The sequence below is a fragment of the Clostridioides sp. ZZV15-6388 genome (genome assembly GCF_020657755.1).
Classification (GTDB): Bacteria; Bacillota; Clostridia; order Peptostreptococcales; family Peptostreptococcaceae; genus Clostridioides.
This window is the reverse complement of the sequence record NZ_JAGWCU010000027.1, coordinates 1-19,564: the sequence shown is the minus strand read 5'-3', so window position 1 is coordinate 19,564 and position 19,564 is coordinate 1. Positions and strand designations below refer to the sequence as shown.

The window sequence follows — 19,564 nt, the reverse complement described above, 5'->3', positions numbered from 1 at the left end:
TCCTCCAAGACTATCTTCCACAACAGTTTTTATATTTCTTGCCACTTCCACAAGGACATAAATCATTTCTTCCAACCTTTTCATCTTTTTTAATAGTTTTACTTGTTGGAAGAGTTCCATCTGATGGAGAAGTTAGATTTTCAACATCTACAACTGCTTTTCTTTCCACTGGAGCCTCTATTGTTATATTAAATAAATATCTTACAGTATCTTCTTTGATATGTTTATTCATCTCATCAAACATATCAAAACCTTCCATTTTATAAGCAATAACTGGGTCTTGTTGACCTACAGCACGAAGCCCTATACCTTGACGTAATTGATCCATTGCATCTATATGGTCTATCCAATGATTATCAACAGCTTGAAGTAAGATAACTCTCTCAACTTCTCTCATTCTTTCATAACCTATTTGTTCTTCTTTTGCAGTATATATCTTCATAGCTATTTCATAAACTTTTTCTGTTATTTCAACTGGATTAAGCTTTTCTATCTCTGGGATTTCTATACTACCTTTTGGTAAAAACAGATTATACATATGTTCCTTAAATCCGTCTTCATCAAATCCTTTATCTTTTGTATAAAGAGTCACTGATTCTTCTATTATAGAATGAGTCATTGACTGTACTTGCTCTTGTAAATCTTCACCTTCTAATACACGTTTTCTCTCTGCATATATTATTTCTCTTTGCTTATTCATAACATCATCATATTGAAGTACATGTTTTCTTATTCCAAAGTTTTTACCTTCGACTTTCTTTTGTGCACCTTCAATAGATTTAGATAATATTCTATGTTCTATAGGCATGTCTTCTTCAAGACCTATTTTATTTACGATTCCAGATATTCTATCACTTCCAAACAATCTCATAAGGTCATCATCAAGCCCTATATAAAATCTTGAGCTACCTGGGTCACCTTGACGACCAGCACGACCTCTTAACTGGTTATCTATTCTTCGAGATTCATGTCTTTCTGTACCAATTATAGCAAGTCCACCTGCTTCTATCACTTGTTTTTGTTCTTCTTCTGTTTGTTGCTTAAATTGTTTATATAATCTTTCGTACTCTGCTCTAGCTTCAAATAAAATTTCATTTCCTGCCACAGGTATTCCTTCTATTGGAGTATCAACTCTATTTACTACATCTTCTTTAAATCCATTTCTTCTCATTTCTCTCTTAGTTAAGAAATCTGGATTCCCACCTAAAACTATATCAGTACCACGACCAGCCATGTTAGTAGCTATTGTAACAGCTCCAAGTCTACCTGCTTGTGCTATTATTTCTGCTTCTTTATCATGGTGTTTAGCGTTTAACACTTCATGTTTAATACCTTTTTTCTTTAATATTTGTGATAGTAGTTCTGACTTTTCTATCGAAACTGTACCTACAAGTATTGGTTGATTAACTTTGTGTCTTTCAATTATTTCTTCAGCTACAGCGTTAAATTTACCTATCTCACTTTTATATACACAATCTGGTAAATCTTCTCTTACCATAAGCTTATTAGTAGGCACTTGGAAAACATCCATTTTATATATTGCTTTAAACTCTTCTTCTTCTGTTTTTGCTGTACCAGTCATACCTGAAAGTTTTTTATACATTCTAAAGTAATTTTGGAATGTTACAGTAGCTAGTGTTTTAGATTCTCTCTGTATTTTAAGACCTTCTTTTGCTTCTATTGCTTGATGTAAGCCTTCTGAATATCTTCTACCAAACATAAGTCTACCAGTAAACTCATCAACTATTACTATTTCTCCATCTTTAGCAACATAATCAACATCTTTTTTCATTATTACATGTGCTCTTAGAGCCTGATTTATATGGTGGTATAACTCTGTATGAGATATATCTGTTATATTATCAACATTAAAATATACCTCTGCTTTTTGTATACCTGATGCTGTTAGAGATACAGCCTTATCTTTTTCTTCTAATTCATAGTCATCTGGTTTTAAAGTTAACACAAATGTATTTGCATCTGAATATAAGTGAGTTGATTTATCTCCAGGACCAGATATAATAAGTGGTGTTCTAGCTTCATCTATAAGTATAGAGTCGACCTCATCCACTATCGCATAATTTAATCCTCTTTGAACTCTTTGCTCTTTGTGTATTACCATATTGTCTTTTAAGTAGTCAAATCCGTATTCATTATTTGTACCATAAGTTATATCACAATCATATTGTTCTTTTCTAACTTTTGGATTTTGACCATGTACAATAACACCTACACTCATTCCTAAAAACTCATAAACTTTTGCCATTTGGTCTCTATCACGTTTTGCAAGGTAGTCATTTACTGTTACAACATGTACACCTTTTCCAGTAAGAGCATTCAAATAAACAGGAGCAGTTGCAACCAAAGTTTTACCTTCACCTGTTTTCATCTCAGCTATTCTTCCTTGATGTAATACTATACCTCCAATCATTTGAACTCTGTAGTGTCTAAGACCTAATACTCTTTTAGAAGTCTCTCTGACTACTGCAAATGCTTCTGGAAGTATATCATCTATACTTTCTCCATTTTCTAATCTTTCTTTAAATGTATTTGTCATATTTTTAAGTTCCGAGTCTGCCATAGATTCAAATTTAGGTTCTAATGAATCTATTATATCAACAGTCTTACTGAACTTTTTCAATTCTTTTTTATCTGCCATGTTGAATAAACTATCCATAAAGCTCATATTTTACATCTCTCCTCGTTCTTTATTGTACTATTATTCATTTTACCATAAAAACTATACTTTTAATATTAATTTAAAAAGCTATCGATAAATAATTTATCGATAGCTAATATGATTAAATCTAAATTGCTTTATTCATGTTCTATTATACCATATCCGCCATTATGACGTTTATAAACTACGGCTATTTCATCTGAATCTATATTCTTGAACATATAGAAATCATGTCCTACTAATTCCATTTGTAATACAGCTTCTTCTTCGCTCATTGGCTTAACACTAAACTTCTTACGTCTTTGAATTACTATATCTTGATTTTCATCTTCGTAATCTTCTTGTTCATCTGCTAGATTTATCTCTGCATCTTGGAATCTTATACTCTTATTGTCTTGATGCTTATCTTGTAGTCTCTTTTTATATTTTTTTAATTGTCTACTTAATTTATCATATACAACATCTATAGCTGTGTATAAATTTTCCTGCATATCTTCTGCTCTAATTATAGGACCATTTACAGTAGCTATTGTTACTTCTATTTTTTGTCTTGTTTTTCTAGCACTTACTGTAACCTTTACATCAGTGTCTGGATGAATGTAATTATCTAACTTACTTAATTTGCTTTCGATTTTATTTTTTATTGCATCAGTCAATTCGATTTGTTTTCCAGATATAATTATGTTCATAAGTACATCTCCCTTCAATTATGCCAGTATAAGAAAATTTATACTTTAATAATATATTCTACACGAACTCTCATAATCCTTCTTTTATTATTAACTTTTGTGATTTTTTCTATTCAATTGATAGAATTATTTTTCATTTTTAATCACCTTAACGCTTATGTGGATTAATATTATAACAATACCCTGTGGATAATGTGGATAAAACTGTTAATAACTCTTGTTCCTGTGTATTTAAAGCTATTTTTATTGCCCTTTCTATCCACAAATATCTCCAATAATTGTTTATTAATATGTGAATTCATGTCATAAAGTGGTAATTTTAGGAAATTATATGTATTCTATGCCACTTAACTTTTATAAATTTTTCATAGTTATCCACCTTCTAAGACCTCCATATTTCATTTTTTCTTTCACTATTTAGTTTAGCTTCAAGATTACCTAAAAGTAGTAAAGCATCATAACAATAATTTCTTAATCAATATTCATATACCCAAACTACAATTGACTAACACTCTTTATTTAATCTAATAAGTTGTATAAATCATATATGTTTATATTATTTCGAAATTATATCTACTAATTGTTTAAGCTTTTGTCCGTCTATATCTTCAAATGGACTCTTATCTATTCTAACAGCTGTACCAAAATGAAAATTATTTGCCTTAGTTACTCCCTTTATTTCAACTATATTATTAAAATCAAGACCTCCACCTAAAAGAATTTTTATATTATTAGAGTTAAGCATCATATCTTTTATAATTTTTATATTATCTTTTATATTTCCCTTGCCCCCTGATGTTAGTATATTTGTAATTCTGTCATAATTCTTTAGAATATTAACACTTTCTATTGTATTTGATTCATCTATTGCTCTATGAAATGTAACATCAAGATTATCGCAGTATTGCAACAAAAAATCTAAATTTTCTTCGTCTATATTATCATTCTTATCTAGCATTCCAAATACAACGCCATTAGCTCCAATCTCTTTGACTGTATTTATATCTTTTAACATTATATTTATATCCTCTTTACTATACACAAAACTTTTGGCATGAGGTCTTATCATTACATTCACAGGTATCTTTACACTGTTAACAACACTTTCTATAAGGCCAAAGCTTGGTGTCAGTCCTCCTTCAGTTAAAGCACTAACTAATTCTATTCTATCTGCGCCACAATCTTCTATAATCTTAGCGTCTTCTACTGTCATTCCTATTATCTCTAACATAACTACTCCTTTGCTAATTCATATATTGCATTTGCAAATATCTTTGCATTTAAAATTATATCATCTATATCCATATATTCGTCGTGATTATGTGCTATTCCTTTTTGTCCTGGAAACGAAGGTCCAAATGGAACTATATTTGGCATTACTTTTGCATATGTACCTCCATTAGTTGTTACTGGAGTACCATCTAATGATGTTACTCTTTCATAAGCTATTTGAAGTTTTTTAACAAGCTTACTATCCTTATCAAAATATACAGGATTAAAATTACAAATTACTTCTATCTCTGTACCATTAGGAAAATTAGATTTTATTTCATGTAGTACATCTTCTAGTTTATAACTAAAGTCATATTTTACTTTTATCTCCAGCATTATGTAACTATTCTCTTTATGTAACTCTTGATTTGTAACAATCACTTTTTCAGACATATTTTCTATAAAGCTTAAAAATATATCTTCCTTATAGTTACAGTTATTTTTGATTATAATTTTCGCCATACCTTTTTCACCATATACAACAGGATATTTGCAATCTGGTGTGAACCCCATTATAGGAGGTTTTTCTTTTTTTAAATAATATGGTATATCTTTAAATCCACTTTCTTCATTTGTACCAAAAATTATCCTAACTTTTTTATCTAACTTTAAACTTAATTCTTTAATAACATATAGTCCATATAAAGCACACATTATAGGACCTTTATTATCTAATACCCCTCTACCATAGATTCTTCCATTATATATATCTCCTCCATAAGGTTGATATATCCAATTTTCACCTTCATGTACTACATCTACATGGCCAATTACACAGATATAATCTTTACTATCTCCATATTCTGCATAACCAATATAATTGTCTAAGTTTCTAACTTTAAATCCTAATTTTCTTGAAATTTCTAGTGCTTTATTAAGTGCTTTTCCTACCTTTTCGCCAAAAGGGAAGCCATTTTCTGGCTCCCCTTCAACGCTAGGTATTTTTACAATATCTACAATATCACTTAATAAATCTTCTTTTATCTCATCTACTTTATTGTTTATGATATTCATAAAAATCTCCTTTTAAATATTAAAGAACTCTACTTTACTGTATAAATACAAACTTTATTCACTCACTTCTATTGGTGCCTTTATTCTAGCTTCATATGCTTCCATCCACTCGTTTGAAACAACCTTATGTATAGTTTTACCATCTATTCTATTTGATATATACACTGTAGGAGTTTCTGCTTTAGTAGCTACTGAGAATGTAAAGTCAGCTATATTTGTAGCTACTCCCCACTCTCCTTTATTATTCATAGCAACTAATGATAAATCTCCAGCTTTTCCTCGTCTTTTGATAAGCTGTTCATCTAACTCATTTACTGCTATATCACATGCCTCTTGTGGATGTTTTCCTTCTTTCATAAGTCTAACTATCTCATATGATATACATCCTTTCATCAAATCTTCTCCAAGACCAGTAGCTGTAGCCCCTCCTATGCTACTATCAACGAAGAACCCCGAACCAGATAGTGCAGAATCTCCTATTCTACCTCTTTTCTTCATAAATAGACCACTTGTTGAGGTTGCTGCACACATCTTTCCATTTTTATCTAAAGATATCATCCCAACAGTATCATGACCAGCATATGGGCTTAATCCTTTATCTAAAGTTTCTTTTTTCCTTTTCTTATAATGGAGCTTAGCTCTATCTGTTAACATATTTTTTCTTTCAAATCCATTTTTATGAGCATACTCTTCAGCTCCTATTCCAACTAAGAAATTATTCACTTTCTCATAACTTAGTTTTCTAGCTATACTGACAGGATTAGAATAATCTCTTATACCTGCAACTGCTCCTATATCTAGTGTGTTTCCATCCATAAATGCAGCATCAAGTTCTACTTCACAGTTTTCATTTGGAAGTCCTCCATATCCAACCGATTTATAGAATGGATAATCTTCAACTTTTCTTACAGCAAGTTCTACAGCATCTCCTGCTTCCATTCCTTTTTCTAAATGTTCTGATGCTTCAGTGATTCCTTCTATGGCCATTCTCCATGTTGCTATCATTCCCCACATATCAGAAAATCCCTCCTTAATTATATAAACTCTATCCATATACTTTAATCATAATATAGTATGGTACTTAAACTTGACAATTGGTGGAGTATTAATTAATAACAAAATTCTTCTCTCATTGAAGTTATATCTTCTTTATTTGCTATTGATTTTGCTAATTTACATATATTGTTTAGTGAATCGTTAAGACCAATTCCACCTTTTTTAGGTGTCTTAACTATACATATATCATTTTTGTATTCGTTTATTATATCTGTATTTTCTTCTGACATAGCCGCAAAAGCTGGTATATCCGTTTTATTGTTTATACTTTTAGATAATATTGCTGACATCTTAGAAAAATTTTCATAGTTAAAACTTGGTCCGCAAATTACTACATCAGGATTTAACTTTTTAACCATAGCTATCATCTTATTTGTTACTTCTTCTTCATTGTTTATAAAAAATTCATCCCCACAAAAAAGTGTCGCTATCACTTTAGATTCTTTTAAAAATGGTTCCATCATTATACCTGGACCTAATGGGCTTGATTTTCCAGCAGGAGGTATATTGCTTTTTTCTTTCCCACCTGCACCTGCTTGTATTTGATCCAATATCATAACTATTTTCTTCATAATTTTCCTCCTATAATACTAAATCATCAAAAGATATATCATCATCTTCCTCTTCAACATTTGTTTTTTCTTCTTTTAAATATTGTTTATCTAACATTTTTATAAATGGCATGTACATAAATATTCCTAGTACAAGAAGTATTATTTGTAGTAAAGCACCTTGCCATCCTGTTGTTAGAAATCCAGAGAATATAATTGGAGTTGTCCATGGCAATTGAACTCCATTTGTAAGTGGTACTAATCCTGCTGACATACAGAAATAAGCTATTATTATGTTTATTGTTGGAACTATTGCAAATGGTATCAATAATATTGGGTTAAGCATTATTGGTAGACCAAATATTAATGGCTCATTTATTCCAAATATCCCTGGTAGAATTGATAATTTACCCATTGATTTTATACGTTTACTTTTGCATATAAGTAACATAGCTATAATTAAGGATAGTGTACTACCTGCTCCACCAAATGTTGCAAACATATCCTGGAATTGACCAGTTATTATGTTTGGTATTTTTGAACCAGCTTGAAAAGCCGCTAAATTTTCAGCTGATAAAATTTTTAATATTGGATTATAGACAGCTCCAACAACACTACTACCATTTATTCCAAAGAACCAGAATAAATGTAAGAATATATAAGCTATTGCCATAGCACCTAAACTATTTCCTAATTTTAATAATGGCATTTGTAAAAACTTAAATATAAATTCATGTATACTTCCATATGGTGTAGCTTCAAAAGCAATCTTAACTAAAAAGAAAACTATCATAACTATTGCACTTGGTATTAATGCAGCAAATGATTTTGAAACAGTTGGAGGAACTCCATCTGGCATCTTCAATGTCCACCCTTTTTTAACAACTACTGCAAATAATTTAACAGATGTTATTGCGGTTATCATTCCTACAAACATTCCCTTAGAACCCATCCAACCTAATGGGATACCTGTTACCATATAGACTGCCTTTGTTCCTTCTGGTGTATATGGTATTACAAATGGTGTCACTATAAAAAAAGCTACTATTGCAACTGCTGCTGATGCAATTGGGTCTACATCTATTTGTTTAGCATAAGAGTAACCAATTCCTAAAACTGCAAGTAAAGTCATTACTTCAAAAGTCGCTATAGTTGGTTGTTGTAATTTTACTGCCCAATCTGGACCAAAAATTTGACCTACGAATTCGTCCCATCCTTTTATTGGGAAGTTCGCTACTAATAAAAATAACGACCCTATTATCAATAATGGTGATGATACTAAAAAACCATCTCTAATTGCAATTAATAATTTATTTTTACCTATTTTTTCAGCCAATGGCATAAGTATTCTTTCCAATTTATTCATCTATCCACCCTCATTTCTCAGTATCTTTTTACTATATTTTAAGACTTTAAGCTTGTTTAGATTTTATTAATTTTATAGCAAGCTTTAATACTTTTTCTCCATTCATAGTTCCATAATCAGTTTCGTTTATTATATCCACAGGTTTTCCTTGAGCTTCAAACTTTGGCTTTAACTCCTTTAGCATGTATTTAACTTGAGGCCCTAACAATATACAATCTGGATTCTTTTCTGCAACTATCTTATCAATTTCTGCTATTGGAAATGCTTCTACTTCTATTGGTAAATTGTGTTCATCTGCTACTTTCTGCATCTTTCCTGCAAGTAAGCTTGTTGACATCCCAAAACTACAAAATAAATATACTTTTCTCTTCATTATCTTAAATCCCCCTTAATTACTTTTTATTTTAGTTTTTGAATTTCTTTTCTTAGCACTATCATTTCTTTTATAAGGTTTCTTTCACTCATACAAGTCATTAAATGGTCTTGAGAGTGAATTAGTAAGATAGATATATCTGACTTATTTCCTCCTGCTTCCTTTTGTATAAGTTCTGTTTGTACTTTATGTGCTTTTAATATTTCTTCATTTGCACTTTCGATTAATTCATCAGCCTTTTCAAAATCGTTTTCCTTTGCACAATCAAGAGCTTCGTAAAGCATAGATTTTGCATTTCCAGCATGAATTATAATCTTTAATACTATTTCTTCCATTTCTTCCTCCTAAATTACTTGTCTACTTTTAACTGATTTCTATCTGATAGATATATCATATCTTATAAAAACAAAAAAACATGCACAACTTTTTCCATTGGATGGAAAATTTTGTGCTTATTCACATTTTGATATAAATTTATATAAGAATATTTTTTATATTTTTAATATCACATTTACTTAGCACATCAAGCATATTTTCATCTTCTGTCAATTTAGATATTTCTTTGAATAATTCTCTAAATACTTTTCTATCATCATCTTTTTTATAAGCTAACAAAAGTATAATCTTTATGTATTTTCCATTTCTAATTTTTATTGGTGTTTTCAATCTTGCAAAACATAAGACAGATTGTTTTATGTATTTCATATCTCCGTGAGGAAACAATATTCCTTTCCCAACATTAGTTGGATATGCCTTTTCTCTTTCTATAATAGAATTTAAATACTCCTTATCTGCATAATGCTTTTCGATTAATAAATTAGTTAAGTATGCTATAGCCTCATAAATATCATTATGTTCTAGCTCTCTTATTAAATAATCAGACATCATTAATCTATTCATAAGTTTATATGATGTATCTTTTTCTTTTATTTTGTTGGTAAATTCTTTAAGTTTATTTTCATCTTCATCAGTAAATAGTGGTGTTGTTATAAAAATTGGCTTTTGTACATTTTCATATTCTTGAAATGCAATTATAAAATCTATCATTTTATTGAAGTTATCTCTTCTTAAATCTTCTTCCCTTAGAGTTTCAACTATTTCTATATTATTAAATCTCTTTTCTATCTTTACTTTTAGCAACATACTTACTCCAAAGCTAAATGGGCATACGATACTTGCTTTTTTAGTTGATTCTCTCTTATTACTTTTTCTTTCTAAAGATGTTTGAAAGTGAAGAGTAAGATAACCTATTTCATCTTCAGTTATTTGTTTTTCTTTTTGCTCAATTCCTATTGAATTTGAAATTACTGTAAATAAAAAACAAAATTTATTTTTTATATTATCTAAAAGTGGATTTTCCAAATAAACATTACTTTGCATTTGGTACATTGTAACATTTAAGTGACATATTAATTGGTCATAAAGCAATATATCATTATTAAAGTTTATACCTGATTCTTCTGATACTAGATTTATAATTCTTTTTGTGTACTCTGATAATTCTTCATTAAGGTATAGTGATTTTTTAGTATCTTTACTATTTATTTGTTTATTCATACCAAGTATTAGTGACTCTATAAATAATTTTTCTTCATGGTTTAACACTATAGACAGACTGGATTTCAACTCATTTTCTATATCTAATATAAGAATTTCTAACTTTAGTTCTTTTTTAATATTTAATATTTCAAAAGAATTCCCTAACCTTATTCGTATGATATTTATAAGTAAAAATAACATCAATTGCCTGAATGAGACATCTGTAAGTCTTATATCCATTTTATCTTCTATCATAGACATTATATTTTTGACAACTATTATGTCTACCATATGGAAATATTCTATTTCATCCATGTTTAGTCTGTATTTATCTATATATTTAAATAAGAACGCCACTAACATTATCCTTATGTCTTTCTCATTTCCCTCAATACATATACCACTACCTGTTTTAGTTGAAATTTTTAAATTATAATTACTTAATTCTACTGATAATTTATTTATTTCTTCTCTAGCAATATTTTTATTTATATACAATTTATTGGATAAATCATTTAAGGTAACTTTCTTATTATTGCAAAGTAATAGATTCAATATCTCAACTTGTTTATGAAGTTCACTATTTACTCTTTTAACTTCACCTCTTAACTTCTGATTTACTACTATTTTATCCGTATCATCTCCACTAAACTTAATCCCTATGTTAGGCTTTCTTTTAATATAAGCACTACAAAAAGTAGATAACCATTCATCAATGTACTTACAATCATTTCTTATTGTTCTCTCTGAGCACTCAAAATCGTTAGCAATCTCATTGATATTTATAAATTCTTCTTTTAATAGCAATACTGTCAACAAATTCTCTTGTCTTTTGTTCATATATATCACCTCTTTATGACTCATTCTAAATTTATTATATATAAAAAAGAGCTACACATAAAAACATTATGTTAGCTCTCTTTTAATATGATATTTAGCTGACCTGGTCTTTGACCCCACACTCGCCTACTGGAGGGTTCGCTTGGGTTCGCCGCACTACTACTCTCTCTCGATTTTATTATCGGTAGGTCTTACTTCTAAGCCGCACCATGCTCATTAACTCAACTTTTAGTGTTAACTTACGTGGATCCTTTTGCCTGCGACTGGCTTGGACTTTCAACCACAGACCTAAATATCACTTATTCATTTTAATATTTTAAAGTGAAATTGTCAATATATAAGATTATTCCATAACATAGTTGTCATTTGCTCTTGTAAGCAAAGTCATTACAAAAACCTTATTAACACCAGATAACTTTAAAATCTTAGATATTTCATTTGTTGTCAAGCCAGTTGTAAATATATCATCTATCAAAAGTACATTTTTATTATTTATTAATTTAATATTTTCGTTAACAGCAAATACATTTTTTAATTCCTTTTTTCGCTCTTGTTTACTTAACTTATAGAGCATCCTTGTATTTTTTTCCCTAGATATACAATCTAATATTGGAACATTTGTTATTTTACTCAAACTCAAAGCTATTTTTCGTGCTTGATTAAATCCTCTTTTATTAAGTCTTTTCCTATGAAGTGGAACAAATAATATATAATCAAATTTCACATTTTCTAAATCCAACTTTTCTTTCATTATTTGAGCTATGTATTTAGCCATAAATGTTTTTTGATTGTACTTTAATCCTAATATTATTTTTTTAGTTATATCATTGTATTCAATACAGGAGATTGACTTATCAAAATAAAAACTTTTATCAAAACAATAGCTACATCCTTCAATAAATTCTTTTTCAAGCGAATGATGTATGATTGGCTTTCCACATTTTATGCACCCATTTAGTATAAAATTCATTTCATCAAAACAACTTTTACAGACTGAATAGGTATTAGTTTTTTTTATTGATTTATCACAAATTATGCAATTTATATTTTCAGGATAAATAAAATCCAGACATTTATTAATCAGATTTCTAAGACTCTTAATAAAATTATCATTGCATATTTTCATATTTACTCTATCAACAGCCCTTCTTGTTTGAATTTATTTAGCTTATATCCTAAGTTTGAATATCTTTGATTTACTCTATTATTTTTTATCATATATTCCAAATATTTCACATCTCCAACTAATACAACTAATTTTTTTGCTCTTGTCACTGCTGTATATAATAAATTACGGCTTAATAACATAGGAGGAGCCCAAGTTATTGGTATCACTACAACTGGAAATTCACTTCCTTGACTTTTATGTATAGTTGTACAAAAACTATGGTCAATCTCATCTAACTCATCATATAAATATGATACAATTTTAGTTTGGTCAAATAACACATAAATAGTTTTCTTATCTTTATCTATATGATATACATAGCCTATATCTCCATTATATATACCTTCCCCACTTTCCTTTTGGTCTTCTGTCTCCCATTTTTTTGTATAATTATTTTTTACTTGCATTACCTTGTCACCAACTCTAAACAACCTTTTAGAAAAACTTTCTTCTACTTTAAACTTCTCCTTTTTGTTAAGATACTTTTGTAACTCTATATTCAGATTGGTAACTCCTAGCTCTCCTTTTCTCATTGAAGATAAAACCTGTATATCTTTTAGTTTATCAACATTATAAAATTTAGGTAGTCTTTCATTTACCAAACCTATTATTTCATTCAATATCTCTTCATTCGTTGATTTTCTTATAAAAAAGAAGTCTTTTCCCTTTGTATTTAAATGAAGTGGTTCGCCATTATTTATCTTATGCGCATTCACAATTATCATACTTTCTTGAGCTTGTCTAAATATTTCATTTAATTTGACCACATTTATAATATTTGAGTCTATCATGTCCTTAAGTACATTACCCGCACCTACAGAAGGTAATTGGTCACTATCCCCAACTAATATTACTCTTGTTCCTAATTTTATTGCTCTAAGTAAATTATACATTAAGATAATATCTACCATTGATACTTCATCGACTATTATTACATCTGAGTTTATCGGGTCTTCTTCATCTTTAAAAAATGTTAAATCATCATCTGTTGAAAATCCCATTTCTAATAATCTATGTATAGTCTTTGCTTCTTTATTAGAAGTTTCACTCATTCTCTTAGCTGCTCTTCCCGTTGGAGCAGCTAAAGTTACGCTTTTACCATTATTTTCAAATATATCTATAATTGCATTAATAGTAGTAGTCTTTCCAGTACCTGGACCACCAGTTATAATTAATACTCCACTGTTCATAGATTCTTTAACTGCTAAAACTTGTTTCTCTGCTAACTTAATTTTCTTATCATCTTCTAAAATTTTAATTTCATTTTCTATATCTATATTCAAATCTTCAAATTCATACTGCGACAATTTTACTATTTGACTACATACTCCATTTTCAGATAGGTAGTATGGCATAAGATATATGAGATTTTCATTATTTACTTTTTCTATATGTATTTTTTGATTATATACCAACATCATTACACATTCTTTTACTATGTCTCCACTTAACTCCAACAATTTTTCCGAATCTTGTATTAGAATGTGTTCTGGTAAATATGTATGTCCATTACTTAGGGATTTATTTAAGGTATATAATATTCCTTGACATACTCTATCTTTAGAATTTTTATCTATGCCAATTTTATTAGCTATACTATCAGCTACTTTAAACCCTATTCCTCTTATGTCTTCAGCAAGCTGATATGGATTTTTATTTATAATTTCTATTGCACTACTTTTATATTTTTTATATATTTTTAGACAGTAATTGGGTGTTATTCCAAAAGGAGATAGTTCTATTATTATGTTTCTTAATTCTCTATCTTCTTCATAACTCTTTACTATTTGCTTTACCTTTTTACTGCCTATACCCTCTACTTCTTGTAATTTTTCTGGGTAATTTTGTATTACATCTAGTGTATCAACACCAAACTTATCAATTATTCTCTTAGCCATTTTTTCGCCAATTCCATGTATCATACCAGAAGATAAGTAAACATAAATTCCTTCTAAAGATGATGGTGTCACTGGCATAAAACTATTCACTTCAAATTGAGTTCCATAAATTTTGTGGTTTACCCATTTACCTTCAACTTCTATACTCTCTCCCATTGCTAAGGTAGGCATACATCCTACAACAACAATTTCATCATTTTCATTTACCAGATGAGCTATTGTATAGCCATTATCTTCATTTTTAAAGACTATTTCACTTATCATTCCTTCTAATTTTTCCATTTTTATCTCCTAAAAATACTAATAATTGTTCCGTTTGCATGTTAGTATACTTAAATATATTAAGTTCTATGATAGGATTCTATCAGAAAATTTTTCTATATTTTTATACTTAACTTAATTTCCAACTATTATACATTTTATCAGAAACAAAAAAAATCTGCATCCTAAAAATATGGTACCTTAAAATAAAGGCACCATATACAAATAATTATTTTATTTCAACCAGCTTGCTTCTAAAACATAGATTAAATTTCACAAATTTATTTTGATATTAATTTACTTCAGATTTATTTTCCTTATATCCTTCAGTTTTGGTAATTCTTCGATAAAGCATACATAGTAAAATTAAAATTCCCATATAACCTGTGTATGGATATAATGTCCCTACAAGTTTATCAAATGGTAATAATCCTCCTATACATGCTAATATGCTTACTACTACTGTTATTATTTTAAATTTAGGATGGTCATCTTCCACAAATCTATTAGTTACTGACCATAATAATGGTACAGCTGTAGTATATATTCCTAATAAAAGTACTACTGAGAATAAAATACCTATAATTGGAGATATCTTGTCAGCTAAATAAAGAGCTGGTATTTCTTTTGTGTATATATTTCCTACATCTGAAAGTAGTGCTAGATTCATCATTATAGCTGCTGCCATAAGTGCTACTCCACCTACTATACCTCCCCATACAGCATCTTTCTTATTTACTGCTGAAGCTCCCATTCCTGTCAAGAATGTTATTACTATTATTACATTATAGCAAGTATAAAGTACACCTGAGAAATATCCATTTGATGTAGCAGTTTTAACGTTTAGACTATCAACTATAGCTCCTGCATTTGATAAAGCACCAATATTACTAAATAAACTAATTGCTCCCACTAAAAGTGTAAATATTATTATTATAGGACCTATATTGCCTAGTATCTTGGAAAGTCTTGTCAAACCTAGAGATACAGTTATTAGGGAAACTATTGCCATGCCAATTCTACCTACATATGGATTTAGCCCATAATACTCTGACAATGTAGCTCCTGCTCCTGCAATCATTATTACTAATGTACCAAACAAAAACAATGGTCCAAACCATTCAAAAAATGTACCAAGATATTTTCCACAATATACTTGATAAATCTTTATTGGCTCTTTAAGCTTTAGTTCTCTCCCTTTTTCTATAACTTCTGCTCCAAACCATGAGAATAATACCATAGATATTATTCCTCCTATAATACCAGCATACCCATAAAACGTAAAGAATTGTAATATCTCTTGACCAGTTGCAAATCCAGAACCTATTACAGTCGCTACATATGCTCCAGCAAAACTTATAACCATTTTGATGTTCATTTTACTCGACATACACACTACTCCCTCCTAAATAAAATAAATTTTTTAATAAGTAAAATTTAATGTAAGTTTATTAAGACTATATTAGTTGTATTATTGATGCTTTTCAATATTTTTTGAATTATTTAACATTACTTAACGAAATCTTAACCAGTTTTTAACATATGTCTCCTAATATGTATTAATTTAATGCAATATTATATAATGAAATATATTAATCTCACTAAATAATGTTTCTTTATTATATGATTGAAAATTAGTATTTATTAAATATATTTAATCATAAAATAAAAAACTGCTAAAACGTAATTATAAAATTACATTCTAGCAGTTCCTTGTCTAAGCACTATTCACCTAATGCGTCTTTTCTTAATTGTTCTACTTTATCAGTTTTTTCCCATGGTAAATCTATATCAGTTCTACCAAAGTGACCATAAGCAGCAACCTTTTTGTAAAGAGGCTTTCTTAAATCTAAATCTCTTATTATTGCTCCTGGTCTTAAATCAAAGTGTTTGTTTACTAGTTCAACAAGCTTTTCTTCTGAAACTTTGCCTGTCCCAAAAGTATCTATAAATATAGATAATGGTCTAGCTATACCTATGGCATATGCAAGTTCTATCTCACATTTATCTGCAAGTCCAGCTGCAACAATATTTTTAGCCACATATCTAGCGGCATAAGCAGCAGATCTATCAACTTTTGTAGGGTCTTTTCCTGAAAAAGCTCCTCCACCATGTCTAGAATATCCACCATAAGTGTCTATTATTATTTTTCTTCCTGTAAGACCTGTATCTCCTTGAGGTCCTCCTATAACGAATCTTCCTGTTGGGTTTATATAAATTTTAGTATCTTCATCAAGTAATTCAGCTGGTATAACTGATTTTATAACATGCTCAATTAAATCTTGTCTTATCTTATCATTTGATACTGTTTCACAATGTTGAGCTGATATAAGAACTGTATGTACTCTTATAGCTTTATTTCCTTCATATTCAACAGTAACTTGAGTTTTTCCATCTGGTCTTAAATAATCAACTAAACCTGTCTTTCTAACTTCTGTAAGTCTTCTTGATAATTTATGAGCTAATGATATTGGAAGTGGCATTAATTCTGGAGTTTCATTACATGCAAATCCAAACATTATACCTTGGTCTCCAGCTCCCACTTTTTCTATTTCTTGTTCTATTTCTTCTCCAGTCTTACTCTCTAGACCTTCATCAACTCCCATAGCTATATCTCCAGATTGTTCATCTATAGAAGTTATAACTGCACAAGTGTCACAGTCAAATCCATATTTTGCTCTTGTATATCCAATTTCTTTTACTGTTTCTCTTACTAATTTAGGTATATCTACATAAGCAGATGTACTTATTTCTCCAGCTACTAAAACTAAGCCTGTTGTTACTGTAGTTTCACAAGCTACTCTAGATTGTGGGTCTTTTTCTAACAATGCATCTAATATTGAATCTGATATTTGGTCACATATCTTATCAGGATGTCCTTCTGTAACTGATTCTGACGTAAATAAATGTCTTGCCATTTTTGTTCCTCCTTATTCATTCTTAATTTTTATTATAGGTTTTACCTTATCTTCAATTCTTAGAAATTTTACTCAAAATAAAAAACCTCTCCTTATAAGAAGAGGTTAATAATCGTAATCGCATACTAATTAACTGACCTCATCTCTCAAGACTTTTGTCTTGCAGGAATTAGCACCTTTTCCCATTTGGGTGGTTGCTGGGCTTCACAGGGCCTATCCCTCAGCCTCTCTTGATAAGGTAATCAAGATTTAAGTTTTATTTTACCTTATTAGCTTACTATTTTTTTAAAATTTTGTCAAGATTTTTAGTCATATTTTTGCCATTACTTTTTTTGTGAGACAAATAAAATATTATCTCTATCTGAAATTTAAAGTTAGGTCTTTTTAATGTTTTTTATTCATATATTTTTTTGAAGGGGGTGTTCCTATTGTATTTAGCTAAAGTAAATTACAGCGATGATGATGTTATACAGATGCTAAGTTCAGTTCTCAAAACCATAATTAATGAAAATACGATTGTTGTTTGCATAGGAACAGACAGGGCTATAGGTGATACTTTAGGCCCTTTAGTTGGAACAATACTTAAAAACAGTAAATTTAAATACCCCGTTTACGGTACACTAGATAACCCTATTCACGCCTTAAATATATATGAGTCTTTAGATACTATAAAAAATACACATATGCAAGGTAACTTCTTGGCTATAGATGCTTGCTTGGGGTCACAGAGTAACATAGGTAATATACAGATTAGAGAAGGACCTATCCTGCCTGGAAAAGGTGTGGGAAAAAAACTACCTCAAATAGGAAATTATTCTATAGTAGGAATTGTAGATAAAATTGATGAAAATAACAGACTTTCATTTAATAATATACGTCTTAGCTTTATACTAGACTTAGCTGAAACAATAGCCTTAGCACTATTGGTATCTACTTAAATCTTATATAAGGTAACTGATAAAATTTTTTGTATTAAAAGGGTAGATACTATAGAGTATTTAATTTAATAAATACTCCAAATTATCTACCTTTTTATTTTGATATTTATTCTTCTGTTTTCACTCTTAAAAATTTTATTTCTCTACTAGAGCAAACATTAACTCACCTTTACAGACAAGTTCTTCACCAACATAAGCTTTAGCATCTGCTTTTGCTATATTTCTTCTAAGCGTTGTCATTTCAACTTCCATAGTCAATGTATCTCCTGGTCTTACTTCTCTCTTGATTCTAACTTTATCAATACCAGCAAATACACCTAATTTCCCTTTATTTTCTTCCAAAGACATCATTGCCACTCCACACACTTGTGCTAGAGCTTCTACTATCAACACGCCTGGCATCAATGGGTAATTTGGAAAATGACCTTGAAAAAATGGTTCATTAACTGTTACATTTTTTATACCAACAGCTCTTTTTCCAACTTCTAACTCTGTAATCTTGTCCACTAATAAAAATGGATATCTATGTGGTATTAATTCTTTTATTTCATCTATATTTAACATTTTAAACTCTGCTACTCAAAATATGGTCAAATATATCCATATCGAGATTTTTCCTTCTTCACTGAACCTCGCCTTGCCTAAGCTACTACGATTTGGTATAGTTCTCCAAAGGCTTAAATTCCGAAGTTAGCCCTCCGTACATATATAAGTGCTTTTGAGCCACGTGTGGGAAAATTACTTTGTATTTAAGCTACCTTATATTTTTTAGCATTTTTAAGATTAATACTTGCATTTAAATCTCTATCAATAGATAAACCACAACTACATTTATAAACTCTATCTTTAAGTTTTAAATTCTTATTAACCTCTCCACACTGGCTACAAGTCTTTGATGATGGATAAAATCTATCAACAATTCTAAGTTCTATATTATTTTGCTTACACTTAGACATTAGTTTAGTTTTGAACTCAAAGAATTTCTGACTTGCTATAGCCTT

The 19,564-nt window shown here is 29.5% G+C and carries 17 protein-coding genes and 1 riboswitch; of the genes, 1 reads left to right on the top strand and 16 read right to left on the bottom strand.

Features of this window, described 5'->3' with window-relative positions:
- Positions 1-10: 10 nt before the first annotated feature.
- The 14 genes from secA to metK all read right to left on the bottom strand — a co-directional run bounded on the left by secA (position 11) and on the right by metK (position 17,625).
- Positions 11-2,686, bottom strand: a complete 2,676-nt coding sequence (gene secA, locus KGF48_RS14855) for a preprotein translocase subunit SecA (RefSeq protein WP_227827869.1) — start codon at positions 2,684-2,686, stop codon at positions 11-13.
- 131 nt (positions 2,687-2,817) lie between these two features.
- A complete protein-coding gene (hpf, locus tag KGF48_RS14850; RefSeq protein ID WP_227827870.1) occupies positions 2,818-3,369 on the bottom strand; it encodes a ribosome hibernation-promoting factor, HPF/YfiA family in 552 nt (183 codons plus the stop codon).
- A gap of 556 nt (positions 3,370-3,925) precedes the next feature.
- Entirely contained in the window at positions 3,926-4,600 is a 675-nt protein-coding gene (locus KGF48_RS14845) for a copper homeostasis protein CutC (RefSeq protein WP_227840004.1), read from the bottom strand.
- A gap of 2 nt (positions 4,601-4,602) precedes the next feature.
- Positions 4,603-5,655 (bottom strand): Sapep family Mn(2+)-dependent dipeptidase, encoded by a 1,053-nt coding sequence (locus tag KGF48_RS14840; RefSeq protein ID WP_227840006.1) that lies wholly within the window; start codon positions 5,653-5,655, stop codon positions 4,603-4,605.
- 54 nt (positions 5,656-5,709) lie between these two features.
- Positions 5,710-6,669, bottom strand: coding sequence for a N(4)-(beta-N-acetylglucosaminyl)-L-asparaginase (locus KGF48_RS14835; RefSeq protein WP_227840007.1), 960 nt, complete (start codon positions 6,667-6,669; stop codon positions 5,710-5,712).
- A gap of 95 nt (positions 6,670-6,764) precedes the next feature.
- Positions 6,765-7,283 carry a GrdB-related putative oxidoreductase gene (locus tag KGF48_RS14830; RefSeq protein ID WP_227827874.1) on the bottom strand — a complete coding sequence of 173 codons (519 nt, stop codon included), beginning with the start codon at positions 7,281-7,283 and terminating at the stop codon, positions 6,765-6,767.
- 10 nt (positions 7,284-7,293) lie between these two features.
- Positions 7,294-8,628: a PTS cellobiose transporter subunit IIC gene (gene celB, locus KGF48_RS14825; RefSeq protein WP_227842679.1), complete on the bottom strand. Its 1,335-nt coding sequence runs from the start codon at positions 8,626-8,628 to the stop codon at positions 7,294-7,296.
- 46 nt (positions 8,629-8,674) lie between these two features.
- The gene (locus KGF48_RS14820) at positions 8,675-9,001 is read right to left on the bottom strand and encodes a PTS sugar transporter subunit IIB (protein WP_227434553.1); all 327 of its coding nucleotides are present in this window, start codon (positions 8,999-9,001) and stop codon (positions 8,675-8,677) included.
- 26 nt (positions 9,002-9,027) lie between these two features.
- Entirely contained in the window at positions 9,028-9,336 is a 309-nt protein-coding gene (locus KGF48_RS14815; RefSeq protein WP_227483559.1) for a PTS lactose/cellobiose transporter subunit IIA, read from the bottom strand.
- Between the two features lie 139 nt (positions 9,337-9,475).
- Positions 9,476-11,380, bottom strand: coding sequence for a BglG family transcription antiterminator (locus KGF48_RS14810; RefSeq protein ID WP_227840011.1), 1,905 nt, complete (start codon positions 11,378-11,380; stop codon positions 9,476-9,478).
- A 343-nt stretch (positions 11,381-11,723) separates the two neighbouring features.
- Entirely contained in the window at positions 11,724-12,506 is a 783-nt protein-coding gene (locus KGF48_RS14805; RefSeq protein WP_227856560.1) for a ComF family protein, read from the bottom strand.
- A gap of 2 nt (positions 12,507-12,508) precedes the next feature.
- Entirely contained in the window at positions 12,509-14,728 is a 2,220-nt protein-coding gene (locus tag KGF48_RS14800; protein ID WP_227840013.1) for an ATP-dependent RecD-like DNA helicase, read from the bottom strand.
- Positions 14,729-14,999: 271 nt separating this feature from the next.
- The gene (locus KGF48_RS14795) at positions 15,000-16,097 is read right to left on the bottom strand and encodes a hypothetical protein (RefSeq protein WP_227840014.1); all 1,098 of its coding nucleotides are present in this window, start codon (positions 16,095-16,097) and stop codon (positions 15,000-15,002) included.
- 334 nt (positions 16,098-16,431) lie between these two features.
- Positions 16,432-17,625 (bottom strand): methionine adenosyltransferase, encoded by a 1,194-nt coding sequence (gene metK, locus KGF48_RS14790; RefSeq protein WP_227840015.1) that lies wholly within the window; start codon positions 17,623-17,625, stop codon positions 16,432-16,434.
- 136 nt (positions 17,626-17,761) lie between these two features.
- Positions 17,762-17,865, bottom strand: a riboswitch (SAM riboswitch).
- Positions 17,866-18,053: 188 nt separating this feature from the next.
- Between metK and yyaC the strand changes: the two genes are divergently transcribed.
- On the top strand, positions 18,054-18,563 hold the full coding sequence (gene yyaC, locus KGF48_RS14785) for a spore protease YyaC (RefSeq protein ID WP_021382545.1): 510 nt from the start codon (positions 18,054-18,056) through the stop codon (positions 18,561-18,563).
- A gap of 135 nt (positions 18,564-18,698) precedes the next feature.
- On the opposite strand, the gene fabZ is transcribed toward yyaC, so the two are convergent.
- A complete protein-coding gene (gene fabZ / locus KGF48_RS14780) occupies positions 18,699-19,127 on the bottom strand; it encodes a 3-hydroxyacyl-ACP dehydratase FabZ (protein ID WP_227483562.1) in 429 nt (142 codons plus the stop codon).
- Positions 19,128-19,312: 185 nt separating this feature from the next.
- Positions 19,313-19,564, bottom strand: a 252-nt coding sequence (locus KGF48_RS14775) for a transposase (protein WP_227843082.1), incomplete at its 5' end; no start/stop codon positions are given.

What these genes read in the sequence shown, in the direction of transcription:
- KGF48_RS14845 (WP_227840004.1), bottom strand. Translation starts at nt 4,600, where the DNA reads ATGTTAGAGATAATAGGAATGACAGTAGAAGACGCTAAGATTATAGAA.
- KGF48_RS14815 (WP_227483559.1), bottom strand. Translation starts at nt 9,336, where the DNA reads ATGGAAGAAATAGTATTAAAGATTATAATTCATGCTGGAAATGCAAAA.
- celB (WP_227842679.1), bottom strand. Translation starts at nt 8,628, where the DNA reads ATGAATAAATTGGAAAGAATACTTATGCCATTGGCTGAAAAAATAGGT.
- KGF48_RS14800 (WP_227840013.1), bottom strand. Translation starts at nt 14,728, where the DNA reads ATGGAAAAATTAGAAGGAATGATAAGTGAAATAGTCTTTAAAAATGAA.
- KGF48_RS14830 (WP_227827874.1), bottom strand. Translation starts at nt 7,283, where the DNA reads ATGAAGAAAATAGTTATGATATTGGATCAAATACAAGCAGGTGCAGGT.
- KGF48_RS14810 (WP_227840011.1), bottom strand. Translation starts at nt 11,380, where the DNA reads ATGAACAAAAGACAAGAGAATTTGTTGACAGTATTGCTATTAAAAGAA.
- KGF48_RS14820 (WP_227434553.1), bottom strand. Translation starts at nt 9,001, where the DNA reads ATGAAGAGAAAAGTATATTTATTTTGTAGTTTTGGGATGTCAACAAGC.
- KGF48_RS14840 (WP_227840006.1), bottom strand. Translation starts at nt 5,655, where the DNA reads ATGAATATCATAAACAATAAAGTAGATGAGATAAAAGAAGATTTATTA.
- fabZ (WP_227483562.1), bottom strand. Translation starts at nt 19,127, where the DNA reads ATGTTAAATATAGATGAAATAAAAGAATTAATACCACATAGATATCCA.
- secA (WP_227827869.1), bottom strand. Translation starts at nt 2,686, where the DNA reads ATGAGCTTTATGGATAGTTTATTCAACATGGCAGATAAAAAAGAATTG.
- KGF48_RS14835 (WP_227840007.1), bottom strand. Translation starts at nt 6,669, where the DNA reads ATGTGGGGAATGATAGCAACATGGAGAATGGCCATAGAAGGAATCACT.
- hpf (WP_227827870.1), bottom strand. Translation starts at nt 3,369, where the DNA reads ATGAACATAATTATATCTGGAAAACAAATCGAATTGACTGATGCAATA.
- KGF48_RS14805 (WP_227856560.1), bottom strand. Translation starts at nt 12,506, where the DNA reads ATGAAAATATGCAATGATAATTTTATTAAGAGTCTTAGAAATCTGATT.
- metK (WP_227840015.1), bottom strand. Translation starts at nt 17,625, where the DNA reads ATGGCAAGACATTTATTTACGTCAGAATCAGTTACAGAAGGACATCCT.
- KGF48_RS14795 (WP_227840014.1), bottom strand. Translation starts at nt 16,097, where the DNA reads ATGTCGAGTAAAATGAACATCAAAATGGTTATAAGTTTTGCTGGAGCA.